This is a genomic window from Pseudomonas agronomica (assembly GCF_025917275.1).
GTDB classification, from domain to species: domain Bacteria; phylum Pseudomonadota; class Gammaproteobacteria; order Pseudomonadales; family Pseudomonadaceae; genus Aquipseudomonas; species Aquipseudomonas agronomica.
This window is the reverse complement of record NZ_JAOSHO010000113.1, coordinates 1-13,008: the sequence shown is the minus strand read 5'-3', so window position 1 is coordinate 13,008 and position 13,008 is coordinate 1. Positions and strand designations below refer to the sequence as shown.

General features: G+C 60.5%; 16 protein-coding genes. 15 read left to right on the top strand and 1 reads right to left on the bottom strand.

From position 1 onward, the window contains the following. Positions 1–30 precede the first annotated feature (30 nt). Positions 31–609 carry a Maf family protein gene (locus tag OC610_RS11095; RefSeq protein ID WP_264427812.1) on the bottom strand — a complete coding sequence of 193 codons (579 nt, stop codon included), beginning with the start codon at positions 607–609 and terminating at the stop codon, positions 31–33. A gap of 105 nt (positions 610–714) precedes the next feature. On the opposite strand from OC610_RS11095, the gene OC610_RS11090 reads away from it, so the two are divergent. The 15 genes from OC610_RS11090 to OC610_RS11020 all read left to right on the top strand — a co-directional run bounded on the left by OC610_RS11090 (position 715) and on the right by OC610_RS11020 (position 12,998). Then, positions 715–1,242 (top strand): YceD family protein, encoded by a 528-nt coding sequence (locus tag OC610_RS11090; protein WP_003204262.1) that lies wholly within the window; start codon positions 715–717, stop codon positions 1,240–1,242. A 13-nt stretch (positions 1,243–1,255) separates the two neighbouring features. Next, positions 1,256–1,438 carry a 50S ribosomal protein L32 gene (gene rpmF, locus OC610_RS11085; RefSeq protein ID WP_003179396.1) on the top strand — a complete coding sequence of 61 codons (183 nt, stop codon included), beginning with the start codon at positions 1,256–1,258 and terminating at the stop codon, positions 1,436–1,438. 4 nt (positions 1,439–1,442) lie between these two features. After that, positions 1,443–2,453, top strand: a complete 1,011-nt coding sequence (gene plsX / locus OC610_RS11080) for a phosphate acyltransferase PlsX (RefSeq protein ID WP_264427811.1) — start codon at positions 1,443–1,445, stop codon at positions 2,451–2,453. A gap of 124 nt (positions 2,454–2,577) precedes the next feature. After that, entirely contained in the window at positions 2,578–3,516 is a 939-nt protein-coding gene (gene fabD / locus OC610_RS11075) for an ACP S-malonyltransferase (protein WP_217861483.1), read from the top strand. A gap of 15 nt (positions 3,517–3,531) precedes the next feature. Further along, positions 3,532–4,275 carry a 3-oxoacyl-ACP reductase FabG gene (gene fabG, locus OC610_RS11070; RefSeq protein ID WP_030137707.1) on the top strand — a complete coding sequence of 248 codons (744 nt, stop codon included), beginning with the start codon at positions 3,532–3,534 and terminating at the stop codon, positions 4,273–4,275. A 191-nt stretch (positions 4,276–4,466) separates the two neighbouring features. Further along, positions 4,467–4,703, top strand: coding sequence for an acyl carrier protein (acpP, locus tag OC610_RS11065; protein ID WP_003175607.1), 237 nt, complete (start codon positions 4,467–4,469; stop codon positions 4,701–4,703). 108 nt (positions 4,704–4,811) lie between these two features. Continuing rightward, on the top strand, positions 4,812–6,056 hold the full coding sequence (gene fabF / locus OC610_RS11060) for a beta-ketoacyl-ACP synthase II (RefSeq protein WP_264427810.1): 1,245 nt from the start codon (positions 4,812–4,814) through the stop codon (positions 6,054–6,056). Then, the gene (gene pabC / locus OC610_RS11055; protein WP_264427809.1) at positions 6,056–6,871 is read left to right on the top strand and encodes an aminodeoxychorismate lyase; all 816 of its coding nucleotides are present in this window, start codon (positions 6,056–6,058) and stop codon (positions 6,869–6,871) included. The genes fabF and pabC overlap by 1 nt, the downstream gene beginning before the upstream one ends. Before the next feature lie 3 nt (positions 6,872–6,874). Then, entirely contained in the window at positions 6,875–8,035 is a 1,161-nt protein-coding gene (gene mltG, locus OC610_RS11050) for an endolytic transglycosylase MltG (protein WP_264427808.1), read from the top strand. Between the two features lie 19 nt (positions 8,036–8,054). Beyond that, a complete protein-coding gene (gene tmk / locus OC610_RS11045) occupies positions 8,055–8,687 on the top strand; it encodes a dTMP kinase (protein ID WP_264427807.1) in 633 nt (210 codons plus the stop codon). Then, on the top strand, positions 8,680–9,666 hold the full coding sequence (locus OC610_RS11040; RefSeq protein WP_264427806.1) for a DNA polymerase III subunit delta': 987 nt from the start codon (positions 8,680–8,682) through the stop codon (positions 9,664–9,666). Before tmk ends, OC610_RS11040 begins: the two co-directional genes overlap by 8 nt. A 40-nt stretch (positions 9,667–9,706) precedes the next feature. After that, complete coding sequence (locus OC610_RS11035) at positions 9,707–10,063, top strand: PilZ domain-containing protein (RefSeq protein ID WP_264427805.1); 357 nt, start codon at positions 9,707–9,709, stop codon at positions 10,061–10,063. Between the two features lie 10 nt (positions 10,064–10,073). After that, positions 10,074–10,868: a TatD family hydrolase gene (locus tag OC610_RS11030; protein WP_264427804.1), complete on the top strand. Its 795-nt coding sequence runs from the start codon at positions 10,074–10,076 to the stop codon at positions 10,866–10,868. A gap of 384 nt (positions 10,869–11,252) precedes the next feature. Further along, a complete protein-coding gene (locus OC610_RS11025) occupies positions 11,253–11,891 on the top strand; it encodes a TetR/AcrR family transcriptional regulator (RefSeq protein ID WP_249875634.1) in 639 nt (212 codons plus the stop codon). A gap of 138 nt (positions 11,892–12,029) precedes the next feature. Then, positions 12,030–12,998: a GTP 3',8-cyclase MoaA gene (locus tag OC610_RS11020; RefSeq protein WP_264427803.1), complete on the top strand. Its 969-nt coding sequence runs from the start codon at positions 12,030–12,032 to the stop codon at positions 12,996–12,998. The last annotated feature ends 10 nt before the right edge of the window (positions 12,999–13,008 follow it).

Sequence of the window (13,008 nt, the reverse complement as noted above, 5' to 3'; positions counted from 1 at the left end):
GGGAGCAAGCTCCCTCGCCACGGAGGCGGTTCAGGGAACCTGCACGCCCTCAGCCAGCAACATATCCACAAGACGAATCAGCGGCAGGCCAATCAGGCTGGTCGCGTCCGGGCCTTCGGTGCTCTGGAACAGGCTCACGCCGAGGCTCTCGGCCTTGAAGCTGCCGGCGCAATCGTATGGCTGTTCGGCGCGCAGGTAGCGCTCCACGCGAGCCTGATCCAAGGTCCGCATATTCACCGTGAACGGAACGCAGTCAACCTGGCATTTACCAGTTTGGCTGTTAAGCAGCGCCAGGCCAGTCAGGAACGTCACCCTGGCGCCGCTGGCGGCCATTAGCTGCTCGCGGGCATTCTCGAACGTGTGGGGCTTGCCCAGGATGCGCTCGCCGAGCACGGCGACCTGGTCCGAGCCGATGATCAGGTGCGCTGGATGGCTGTCGGCCAGTGCCAAGGCCTTTTCCCGGGCCAGGCGCTTTACCAGCTCGACAGCAGGTTCGTCAGGGCGACGGCTTTCGTCGATGTCTGGCGAGCTGCAGACGAATGGCAGCCCCAGGCGGGCGAGCAGTTCCCGGCGATAAACCGAGCTTGAGGCTAATAATAAAGGCAGCATGGCGCTCTCCGATGGGCAGGGGGGAATTCTAGCCAGGCGCGCAAGTGACGGACAGGGCTGAATTTCCTTTGACATGGCCCGGTGCATCCCTATAATGCTGCGCCTATGTTGAATGACCCGATTCCACCTCACGTTGACCCGCGCAAATTGGCTGACCGTGGCACCACCCTTCAAGGTGAACTGCTGCTGGCCGATTTGAAGAGACTCTGCGACCCGCTTTCTGACGATGTCGGGACGGTCCAGGCCAAATTCGTTTTTGAACGAGATGAACGTAAATCTGTGGTGATCCACAGCTTTATCGACACTGAAGTCAAAATGGTTTGCCAGCGTTGTCTTGAGCTGGTCACCCTGCCGATCCACAGCGAATGCAGTTACGCCGTGGTGAAGGAGGGTGCGAATACCCAGTCGTTGCCGAAAGGTTATGACGTGCTGGAACTGGGCGAAGATCCATTGGATCTGCAGTCACTGATCGAGGAGGAGCTTCTGCTCGCCTTGCCCATTGTGCCTGCTCATCATCCGGAAGAATGCCAGCAGCCGGCGGGAGCAGATGAGCCCGAACCGAGCGAGGACGAGGTAACGCGGTCCAACCCGTTCAGTGTATTGGCGCAGTTAAAGCGTGACCCAAACGTTTAGGAGTTAATCAATTATGGCTGTTCAGCAGAACAAAAAATCCCGCTCCGCCCGTGACATGCGCCGTTCGCACGACGCTCTCGAGGCTAGCACCCTGTCTGTAGAAAAAACCACTGGTGAAGTTCACCTGCGTCACCACGTATCGCCAGAAGGCGTATACCGTGGCCGTAAAGTGATCGACAAGGGCGCCGACGAGTAATCACTTGTCCGCTCAAGTCATCGCGATTGACGCAATGGGCGGGGACTTCGGTCCCCGCAGCATTGTTCAGGCCAGCCTTGCTTGCCTGAATGCTACGCCCTCGCTGCACCTGACCCTCGTCGGTCAACCCTCCCTCCTTGAAGAATTGCTTAGCGGCCAGTCGGCTGTCGATCGTGCGCGCCTGACAATTGCGCCAGCGTCCGAAGTCATCACCATGGACGAAAAGCCCGCGCAGGCCCTGCGCGGCAAGCCCGACGCGTCGATGCGGGTGGCCCTTGAGCTGCTGCGCGACGGCAAGGTCCAGGCCTGTGTCAGTGCGGGCAATACCGGGGCGCTGATGGCGCTGTCCCGCTATGTGCTGAAGACGTTGCCGGGAATCGATCGTCCGGCGATGGTCGCGGCGATCCCGACCCAGCGCGGGTTCTGTCAATTGCTCGACCTGGGCGCCAATGTCGATTGCAGTGCCGAGCACCTGCTGCAATTCGCCGTGATGGGCTCGGTAGCCGCGCAAACCCTGGGCATCGCGCGACCGCGGGTGGCGCTGCTGAACATTGGCACCGAAGACATCAAGGGGAACCAGCAGGTCAAGCTGGCGGCGACTTTGTTGCAAAATGCGCGGGGCATCAACTACATCGGATTCGTCGAAGGCGATGGCCTGTATCGCGGCGAGGCCGATGTGGTGGTCTGTGATGGTTTCGTTGGCAATATCCTGCTCAAGTCCAGCGAGGGGCTGGCGACCATGATCGGCCAGCGCATCGAGACGTTGTTCAAGCAAAGCCTGGCTTCGCGGGTGGTGGGAGCCCTGGCGCTGCCATTGATGCGGCGACTGCAGGCAGACCTGGCGCCGGCGCGGCACAACGGTGCGAGTTTCCTCGGACTGCAAGGCATCGTCATCAAGAGCCATGGTTCGGCGGGTGTGCAGGGCTTTCAAAGCGCTATCAACCGGGCGGTGATCGAAGTGCAGGAAAACCTGCCGGAGCGCCTGCATGGTCGCCTCGAGGATTTGTTAACTTAGGCGTTTTCGTCCGACAATGCTTAGAATGTGACCGGTCGGTTCAAGCCGCCATCCAACTGTCAGTTTCCTAGCGCCCCCAGGGGCGTCAATTTTTGACGACAAGATCATTAGGGGCTTTGTTTTCATGTCTGCTTCCCTCGCATTCGTCTTTCCAGGACAGGGCTCGCAGTCCCTCGGCATGCTGGCCGAGCTGGGCGCGCAATACCCGCTGGTCCTAGAAACATTCAAAGAAGCATCCGACGCGCTCGGCTACGACTTGTGGGCACTGACCCAGCAAGGGCCGGAAGAGCAACTCAATCAAACCGATAAGACCCAGCCGGCCATCCTCACCGCCTCGATTGCCTTGTGGCGCCTGTGGCTGGCTGAAGGCGGCGCGCGCCCGGCGTTTGTCGCCGGTCATAGCCTGGGTGAATACAGCGCACTCGTGGCTGCTGGCAGCCTGAGCCTGGCTGATGCGGTGAAACTGGTGGAGCGTCGTGGCCAGTTGATGCAAGAAGCCGTTCCGGCCGGGCAGGGCGGCATGGCCGCGATCCTCGGCCTGGAAGATGCCGATGTGTTGGCTGCCTGTGCCGAAGCGGCGCAAGGCGACGTGGTCAGCGCGGTCAACTTCAACTCCCCGGGCCAAGTGGTTATCGCCGGAGCCAAGGCTGCCGTCGAGCGTGCCATCGAAGGCTGCAAGGCCCGTGGCGCCAAGCGCGCCATGCCGCTGCCGGTCAGCGTGCCGTCGCACTGCGAGCTGATGCGTCCGGCCGCCGAGCGTTTTGCCGAGTCCATCGCCGCCATCGACTGGCAGGCTCCGCAGATTCCTGTTGTGCAGAACGTCAGCGCCAACGTGGCGCCGGATCTCGAGACCCTCAAGCGCGACTTGCTGGAGCAGCTCTACAAGCCGGTTCGCTGGGTCGAATCGGTGCAGACGCTGGCAGCCAAGGGCGCGACCGAGCTGGTCGAATGCGGCCCTGGCAAGGTGCTGGCAGGCCTGAACAAGCGCTGCGCCGAAGGCGTGTCCACTTCCAACCTCAACACCCCAGACGCTTTCGCTGCCGCTCGCGCAGCGCAAGCCTGAACAGGAGAAGCTTGCATGAGTCTGCAAGGTAAAGTTGCACTGGTGACCGGTGCAAGCCGCGGCATCGGCCAGGCCATCGCCCTGGAACTGGGTCGTCAAGGCGCCATCGTTGTCGGCACCGCGACGTCCGCTTCGGGCGCCGAGCGTATCGCCGCGACCTTGAAGGAAAACGGTATCCAGGGCACCGGGCTCGAGCTCAACGTGACCAGTGATGAATCCGTTGCCGCCGTGTTGGCAAGCATCCAGGAGCAGTTCGGTGCACCGGCGATCCTGGTGAATAATGCCGGCATCACCCGCGATAACCTGATGATGCGTATGAAAGATGACGAGTGGTTCGACGTGGTCGACACCAACCTGAACAGCCTGTACCGGCTGTCCAAGGGCGTCTTGCGCGGCATGACCAAGGCACGTTGGGGCCGAATTATCAGTATCGGCTCGGTTGTGGGTGCCATGGGCAACGCAGGCCAAGTAAACTATGCTGCGGCGAAAGCCGGTCTGGAAGGTTTCAGCCGTGCGCTGGCAAGAGAAGTCGGTTCGCGCTCGATTACGGTAAACTCGGTTGCACCGGGTTTCATCGACACCGACATGACCCGTGAACTGCCGGAAGCACAGCGTGAAGCCTTGTTGACGCAGATTCCGCTGGGTCGTCTGGGGCAAGCTCAAGAAATCGCGTCCGTGGTCGCTTTTCTTGCTTCGGACGGTGCGGCATACGTGACTGGGGCTACAATCCCGGTGAACGGCGGGATGTACATGAGTTAAATGTGACGGATTGCTTCAAAAAAATGTCATACGAGCTGTCTAAAATCCGTTATAAAGCTGCAATCTATTTATAGGCGGCGGGCCCCAGGGTTCGAGGAGTGAAGCTTTCGGTTGAAAAACCGAAAAGTCTTTCTATACACTTACCCACCGGCCAGCTGCCTGAATTTGTCCATTAGGAGTGAAAACAAGGTATGAGCACCATCGAAGAGCGCGTCAAGAAAATCGTTGCCGAGCAACTGGGCGTTAAAGAAGAAGAAGTTGTGAACACCGCTTCCTTCGTTGAAGACCTGGGTGCCGACTCCCTTGACACTGTTGAGCTGGTGATGGCTCTGGAAGAGGAATTCGAGACCGAGATTCCTGACGAAGAAGCTGAAAAGATCACTACTGTACAAGCTGCTATCGACTACGTTACCAGCCACCAGGCGTAATCGTTTTTAGTCGTCGCTAGCTGTCATGGAAAAACCGCACTGCCATCACGGCGTGCGGTTTTTTCTTTAGGCCTGATGCAAAGTCGTCATTTGAAAAAGGAGAGTGCTGTGTCGCGTAGACGCGTCGTAGTCACCGGTATGGGTATGTTGTCGCCACTGGGCACGGATGTGCCGAGCAGCTGGCAGGGCATTCTGGCTGGCCGTAGTGGCATTGGTCTGATCGAACACACCGACCTTTCTGCCTATTCCACCCGTTTTGGCGGCTCGGTAAAGGGCTTCAATGTCGAGGAATACCTGTCGGTCAAGGAAGCTCGCAAGCTTGACCTGTTCATTCAATACGGCTTGGCAGCCGGATTCCAGGCAGTGCGCAATGCCGGGCTGGAAGTCACCGACGCCAACCGTGAGCGCATCGGCGTCGCGATGGGTTCGGGTATTGGCGGCTTGACCAATATCGAAGAAACCAGCCGCACGCTGCACGATTCGGGGCCGCGACGGATTTCTCCGTTTTTCGTGCCGGGCTCGATCATCAATATGATTTCCGGTTTCCTGTCCATCCACCTGGGTGCACAGGGGCCTAACTACGCCATTGCCACGGCGTGCACCACTGGCACCCACTGCATCGGCATGGCCGCGCGCAACATCATGTACGACGAAGCCGACGTGATGATTGCCGGGGGCGCCGAAATGGCCGCTTGCGGCCTCGGCATGGGTGGTTTCGGCGCGTCCCGTGCGCTGTCGACTCGCAACGATGAGCCTGCCCGAGCAAGCCGGCCATGGGACAAGGGCCGCGACGGCTTTGTGTTGTCCGACGGCGCCGGTGCGCTGGTGCTCGAAGAGCTGGAACACGCCAAGGCCCGCGGCGCGACCATCTATGCCGAGCTGATCGGTTTTGGCACCAGTGGCGATGCGTACCACATGACGTCGCCACCGGCCGATGGCGCCGGTGCCGCCCGTTGCATCGCCAACGCCTTGCGTGATGCGAAAATCAACGGCGACCAAGTGCAGTACATCAACGCCCACGGCACCTCGACTCCGGCGGGTGACCTGGCTGAAGCCCAGGCGATCAAGACGGTGTTCGGCGAACACGCCTACAAGCTTGCGGTCAGCTCCACCAAGTCCATGACCGGTCACTTGCTGGGTGCGGCAGGGGCCGTGGAAGCGATCTTCAGCGTCCTGGCGATCAACAGCCAGACAGCGCCGCCGACCATCAACCTCGATGAGCCTGACGAAGGGTGCGACCTGGACTTCGTGCCGCATACAGCCCGTGGCATGGACATCGATGTGGTGTTGTCCAACTCCTTCGGTTTTGGCGGGACCAACGGTTCGCTGGTGTTCCGCCGGTTCGCAGGTTGATGGAGGGCTGGGTCGACGGTCAACCGGCTGACGTCCTGTCGCTGAAAGATCGCGGCCTGGCTTATGGCGATGGGTTGTTCGAGACCATCGCCGTGCGTAATGGCCTGCCATTGTTGCTGGAGCGTCACTTGCAGCGCCTGGAAACAGGCTGCCAGCGATTGGCGCTCAACGTCGACATCGGGGTGGTGAGCGCCGAGCTGAGCGCTTACGCCCGGTGTCAGGGTGACGGCGTGATGAAGCTGATCGTTACCCGTGGCGACAGTCAGCGTGGTTATGCCGCCGATCCCACGACCGCTGCCCGACGCATCCTGCAAGGCAGTGCGCCTGTTGCTTATCCCACTGCCCATGCCGAGCAAGGCGTTCTCCTGTTTCCCTGTTCGGTACGCTTGTCCGAGCAGCCTTTGCTGGCCGGTCTCAAGCACCTCAATCGCCTGGAACAGGTGCTGGCCCGTGCTGAATGGACCGATTCGCAATACGCCGAAGGCTTGATGCAGGACGCGTCCGGGCGGGTGATCGAAGGCGTGTTCAGTAACCTGTTCCTGGTGCGCGATGGCGTTTTGTTAACAGCGGACCTGAGCCGTTGTGGTGTCGCCGGGGTGATGCGCGCAGAATTGTTGTTACAAGCCAATTCTCGAGGCATCGCTACGCAAATCATGGACATCAGCCTTGAACAGCTGCACCAGGCCGATGAGGTCTTTGTCTGCAACAGCGTGTATGGCGTGTGGCCGGTACTCGGATGCGATTCGGCACGCTGGTCGGTTGGCCCTCTCACCCGTAAACTGCAGACCCTTGCCCGTGCGCTATTGGATGCTTGATTCGTGAGACGTAAATTCTTGCTGCTGCTGGAGACCGGACTGGTTCTGGCAGGGCTGTTGTTGGGCGCTTCGGCCTGGAAGATTCATTCGGCGCTGCAACAACCGCTGAACATCACCCAGGAAGAATTGCTGGACGTACCCAACGGGACCACCCCGACCGGAACCCTCAAGCGCCTCGAAGCCGACGGCCTGATCAAGGATGCCTTCTGGCTGCGTATCTATTGGCGCTTCAATCTGGCCGACCAGCCATTGCACTCCGGTGAATATCGGATGGTGCCGGGCATGACCATGGAAGCCTTGATCGGCGTCTGGAAGCGCGGAGATGTGGTGCAGTACAGCGTGACACTGGTGGAGGGCTGGAATTTCCGTCAGGTGCGCGCGGCATTGGCCAAGGATGAAAAACTCCAGCAGACCCTTGCCGGCCTGAGCGACAGCCAGGTCATGGAGCGCCTCGGCCATTCGGGCGTGTTCCCCGAAGGCCGGTTCTTCCCGGATACCTACCGCTTCGTGCGGGGCACCACGGATGCCGATCTGTTGAAGAAAGCCTACGATCGGCTGGACGACGTGCTTGCCAAGGAGTGGGCGCAGCGTGCTGCCGACGTCCCGTACAACCAGCCCTATCAGGCGCTGATCATGGCGTCCCTGATAGAAAAGGAAACCGGGGTGCCTCAGGAACGTGGCCAGATCGCGGGTGTCTTCGTGCGTCGCCTGCGCCTGGGCATGCTGCTGCAGACCGACCCGACCGTGATCTATGGCCTGGGCGAGCGCTACACCGGCAAGCTCACCCGTGCCCACCTGAAAGAAGAAAACCCCTATAACACTTACCTGATCCCGGGTTTGCCACCGACACCGATTGCAATGGTGGGGCGCGAAGCGATCCATGCGGCGTTGAACCCGGCCGACGGCAACAGTCTTTACTTCGTTGCTCGTGGCGACGGCAGCCATGTCTTTTCCGATGACCTGGAGACGCACAACAACGCAGTGCGCGAATTCCAGCTCAAGCGCCGTGCCGATTATCGCTCCAGCCCGGCCCCGGCGGCCCCGGAAGATTCGGCACCGATTCCCGCAGCGTCACCGGACACGGCGCCCGAAGCGGTGCCTCAGGTGCCGCCACAAGAGCCTGCCCCCGAACCGAATGCGAGCGAGCCGCCGAGCTCGCAATGACTTTGACTAAGGATCGCCCGTGACTGGCTTGTTTATCACACTGGAAGGCCCGGAAGGCGCCGGCAAGAGCACCAATCGCGAGTACCTGGCCGAGCGCCTGCGGGCGGCCGGTATCGAGGTGGTACTGACCCGGGAGCCGGGCGGCACGCCACTGGCCGAGCGGATTCGCGAGGTGCTGCTGGCGCCTGCCGATGAAATCATGAACCCCGATACCGAATTGTTACTGGTGTTTGCCGCGCGAGCGCAGCATTTGGCCGAGGTGATTCGCCCGGCGCTGGCTCGCGGCGCTGTCGTGTTGTGCGACCGCTTTACCGACTCGACTTATGCTTATCAGGGCGGCGGGCGTGGCTTGTCCCTTGAACGCATCGCGACGCTGGAAACCTTTGTCCAGGGAGACCTGCGTCCCGACCTGACCCTGGTTTTCGACCTGCCGGTGGAAATCGGCCTGGCCCGGGCAAGCGCTCGCGGCCGGCTGGACCGCTTCGAGCTCGAAGGGCAGGCGTTCTTCAACGCCGTGCGCCATGCCTTCCTGGGGCGCGCCAAGGCTGATCCGGCGCGTTATCTGTTGATCGATGCCGCTCAGCCGTTGACGCAGGTCCAGCAATCGCTGGAGGATTTGTTGCCGCGCTTGCTGGAGCGTGCCCGTGGCTGAAGCTTATCCCTGGCAGGACGGCCTTTGGCAACAACTGGCCGGCCGTGCCCAGCACGCCCATGCCTACCTTTTGCATGGCCCGGTCGGAATCGGCAAGCGAGCGCTGGCCGAACGCCTCATGGCCAGCCTGTTGTGCCAGGCCCCGGCGGCCTCGAATGCCTGCGGTGAATGCAAGTCCTGCCTGTTGCTCAAGGCCGGTACCCATCCTGACAATTACGTGCTGGAGCCGGAAGAGGCGGACAAGGCGATCAAGGTCGACCAGGTTCGTGACCTGGTCAGCTTCGTGGTCCAGACCTCGCAAATGGGCGGGCGCAAAGTGGTGCTGATCGAGCCGGTGGAGTCGATGAACATCAACGCCGCCAACGCCTTGCTCAAGAGCCTCGAAGAGCCTTCCGGCGATACTGTGCTGTTGCTGGTCAGCCATCAGCCGAGCCGTTTGCTGCCGACCATCAAGAGCCGTTGCGTTCAGCAGGCCTGTCCGCTGCCCAGCGAGGCCATGAGCCTGCAATGGTTGGGCAAGGCTTTGCCTGACAGCTCCGATGAAGAGCGCGTCGAACTGCTGACCCTGGCCGCCGGTTCGCCGCTGGCGGCGGTCAGCCTCCAGGCCCAAGGCGTGCGCGAGCAGCGGGCCCTGGTCGTGGATGGCGTGAAGAAGCTGCTCAAGCAGCAGCAATCGCCAACACAACTGGCCGAGGGGTGGAACGCCATCCCCTTGCTGCTGTTGTTCGACTGGTTCTGCGATTGGTCGAGCCTGATCCTGCGTTATCAGCTCACCGAGGACGAAGCCGGCCTCGGATTGCCCGATATGCGCAAGGTGGTCCAGTACCTGGCGCAAAAAAGCAGCCAGGACAAAATCTTGAACATTCAGGACTGGATTCTTGCCCAACGTCAGAAGGTGCTGAGCAAGGCGAACCTCAATCGCGTGTTGTTGCTGGAGGCGCTGTTGGTGCAATGGGCGAGTTTGCCTGGTCGTACCTGACAGAGGCACTAGACTCAGCTCAATCGCAGCGGAGATCAGCATGAACGAACCTGTCAGTCCCGGGCCACGCAACGGCATCCTGTCCCTGACGATCAAGGACAAATCCGTGCTTTACGCGGCCTACATGCCGTTTATCAAGAACGGTGGCTTGTTCATTCCCACCAACAAGAATTATCGCCTGGGCGACGAGGTGTTCATGCTGTTGAGCCTGATGGACGAACCGGAAAAGATCCCGGTCGCCGGCAAGGTCATCTGGATAACCCCCAAAGGCGCCCAGGGCAACCGGGCTGCCGGCGTTGGCGTGCAGTTCAACGAAGGTGACAACTCGGCCCGCAACCAGATCGAAACCCACCTGGCCGGATCGCTCAAGTCCGACCGTCCTACCCATACGATGTAGCCTGACCCTTATGCTCGTAGATTCCCATTGCCACCTCGATCGCCTCGACCTTGCCGCCCACGGTGGCTCCCTGGACGCCGCACTGGATGCCGCGCGCCAGCGGGGCGTCGGACATTTCCTGTGCATCGGTGTCAGCGCTGACAACGCCGCCGATGTCAAAGTCCTGGCCGAACGTTACGAGGATGTCGATTGTTCGGTTGGCATCCATCCGCTGGACGTACAACCCGATGCCACGCCTGCCTTGGACTGGCTGCTGCATGAACTCGACCACCCTCGGGTTGTCGCCATCGGCGAAACCGGTCTCGATTATCACTACGAGCCGGAAGCCGCCGACGTGCAGCAGGCGTCGTTCCGCTTGCATCTTGAAGCCGCAAGACAGACCGGCAAGCCGGTGATCATCCACACCCGTGGCGCCCGGGCCGATACCTTGGCGCTGTTGCGCGACGCGGCGTTGCCCCAGGCCGGCGTGTTGCATTGCTTCACTGAAGATTGGGACATGGCCAAGGCTGCGCTGGACATGGGTTATTACATTTCCTTGTCCGGTATTGTCACGTTCCGCAATGCCGACGCCTTGCGCGACGTTGCCAGCAAGGTGCCGGCCGATCGCCTGTTGGTCGAGACCGACTCGCCTTACCTGGCGCCAATCCCGTATCGCGGCAAGCCGAACCTTCCGCAATATGTGCGGGAAGTGGCGGAGTTCCTGGCAATGTTGCGGGGCGAGTCGTATGGCCGGTTCGCGGAGCAAACCACGGAAAACTTCAAGCGCCTGTTCCCATTGGCGCGCGTCCGTTCGCCGATGGCCTGAAACCGAGGCAAAAAAAACCCGGGTTCTGGGGGGTGAATCCGGGTTAAGACCATTAGGAGTAATACAAAGGCACGCGGTCCGTTGGCGCCTTTATCAGCGCGTCACTTGGGGGAGATGTCGCGCCGACAGTTCAAGTATTGATCACTATGGCAGCGCGTCCAGTTCGACCGGGTTGGTTTTTAAACAAATTTGGAATACGTTCGCTTCGGATAAGTTCTCATTGCGCCTGACGCCTTCGTGGTGGCGGGACGAGACTTGAAACGGAGGAGCCGGTTTTGCGCGGTTTTGCTTAGATCTGCGGCCCAGAACGGATGATCCGTGCATTTTTGCGTAAGTTAGGCATAATACCCGGCTTCGAATTTTGACCCTTCAGACCTTTTTCTTATGCACAAAGAACCCCGTAAGGTCCGTGAGTTTCGTCGCCGCGAGCAGGAAATTCTCGACACCGCGCTCAAGTTGTTCCTCGACCAGGGCGAAGACAGCGTCACCGTCGAGATGATTGCGGATGCCGTGGGTATCGGCAAAGGCACGATCTATAAACATTTCAAATCCAAGGCCGAGATCTACCTGCGCCTGATGCTCGATTACGAGCGCGATTTGAACGAGCTCCTGCATTCAGCCGATGTCGACAAGGACAAGGAGGCGCTGTCCCGGGCCTACTTCGAGTTCCGCATGCGCGACCCGCAGCGTTATCGCCTGTTCGACCGCCTGGAAGAAAAGGTGGTCAAGGGCAACCAGGTGCCAGAGATGGTCGAGGAGTTGCACAAGATCCGCGCTTCGAACTTCGATCGCCTGACCCTGTTGATCAAGGGGCGGATCAGCGAAGGCAAGCTCGAAGACGTGCCGCCGTATTTCCACTACTGCGCTGCCTGGGCTCTGGTGCATGGCGCGGTGGCGTTGTACCACTCGCCGTTCTGGAGCAACGTGCTCGAAGATCAGGAGGGTTTCTTCCAGTTCCTGATGGACATCGGTGTGCGCATGGGCAACAAGCGCAAGCGCGACCCGGAAGCCCCGAGCAGTTGAGGCATTCAGCTACCTGATTGCGCCATGTCCGCTTACATGGCGCAGTGCCCCAGGAATATACTCAGGCTTGGGTCTTGCGAAAACTTGATTTCTAGGTCAATTTTCTCGGGTCCGATTCTTCTTTCGCCGGAGTGATCCATGATCGTTGACCGTCAAGGCAGGCGTTTTCGCAATTTGCGGATCAGCCTGACTTCAGCCTGCAATTACGCCTGTACCTACTGCGTGCCTGACGGCAAGCGGCTGGTGGCTGCGCAGGATGAACTGTCGGCCGAGGCCATGGCGCGAGGCGTGGCTTATCTGATCGAGGCCGCCGGTATCGAGCGGTTGCGCATCACCGGCGGCGAGCCGTTGGTCAGCCCCAAGCTCGAGTCGTTCATGACGGCGGTGGGGCAGATGGGGCTGGATGACATCAGCGTGACCACCAACGGCCAACTACTGGCCAAGAAGCTCCCTCTGCTGGTGAATGCCGGCATTCGACGAATCAACGTTTCCCTCGACACCTTGGACGCCGATGCTTTTCGCAGCATCGCCCGTGGCGGCGACCTAGCGACTGTGCTCGACGGCATGGAGCAGGCCCGGGCCGCCGGAATGAAGATCAAGGTCAACATGGTGCCGTTGCGCGGGCAGAACCTTGATCAGGTGATGCCATTGCTCCAGTACTGCCTGGAACGTGGCTATGAACTGCGCTTTATCGAGTTGATGCGCATGGGCCACCTGGCCAGCGACTCCAATGCGTTCTTGCAACAGTTCGTCAGCCTCCAGCAACTGCTGAGCCTGATTGGCGAGCAATACGAATACCTGCAGGCCGATGCGCCTGTCGATGCGACAGCGGTGCGCTATGAAATTCCTGGTTTGGGCCATTTCGGCGTGATCGCCAACGAGAGCGTGCCGTTCTGTCGGACCTGCTCGCGACTGCGCTTGTCGTCCACCGGCTGGCTGCATGGCTGCCTGTCGTCGAGCAACCGTCACTTCGTCGGCGATCTGCTGGACAAGCCTCGCCACCAGGCCTTGCCGGCGCTCCAGCGTCTGCTGGTCAAGGCGCTGGGGGACAAGCAGGAAGTGGCGTTCTCCGGTGGGGCAACCATCATGAAAATCATCGGTGGCTGAATAAGGCTGT

Excerpts from the sequence above, each read along its gene's own strand:
- OC610_RS11095 (WP_264427812.1), bottom strand. The coding sequence starts at position 609 with ATGCTGCCTTTATTATTAGCCTCAAGCTCGGTTTATCGCCGGGAACTG.
- OC610_RS11090 (WP_003204262.1), top strand. The coding sequence starts at position 715 with ATGTTGAATGACCCGATTCCACCTCACGTTGACCCGCGCAAATTGGCT.
- rpmF (WP_003179396.1), top strand. The coding sequence starts at position 1,256 with ATGGCTGTTCAGCAGAACAAAAAATCCCGCTCCGCCCGTGACATGCGC.
- fabD (WP_217861483.1), top strand. The coding sequence starts at position 2,578 with ATGTCTGCTTCCCTCGCATTCGTCTTTCCAGGACAGGGCTCGCAGTCC.
- fabG (WP_030137707.1), top strand. The coding sequence starts at position 3,532 with ATGAGTCTGCAAGGTAAAGTTGCACTGGTGACCGGTGCAAGCCGCGGC.
- acpP (WP_003175607.1), top strand. The coding sequence starts at position 4,467 with ATGAGCACCATCGAAGAGCGCGTCAAGAAAATCGTTGCCGAGCAACTG.
- pabC (WP_264427809.1), top strand. The coding sequence starts at position 6,056 with ATGGAGGGCTGGGTCGACGGTCAACCGGCTGACGTCCTGTCGCTGAAA.
- OC610_RS11035 (WP_264427805.1), top strand. The coding sequence starts at position 9,707 with ATGAACGAACCTGTCAGTCCCGGGCCACGCAACGGCATCCTGTCCCTG.
- OC610_RS11030 (WP_264427804.1), top strand. The coding sequence starts at position 10,074 with ATGCTCGTAGATTCCCATTGCCACCTCGATCGCCTCGACCTTGCCGCC.
- OC610_RS11025 (WP_249875634.1), top strand. The coding sequence starts at position 11,253 with ATGCACAAAGAACCCCGTAAGGTCCGTGAGTTTCGTCGCCGCGAGCAG.
- OC610_RS11020 (WP_264427803.1), top strand. The coding sequence starts at position 12,030 with ATGATCGTTGACCGTCAAGGCAGGCGTTTTCGCAATTTGCGGATCAGC.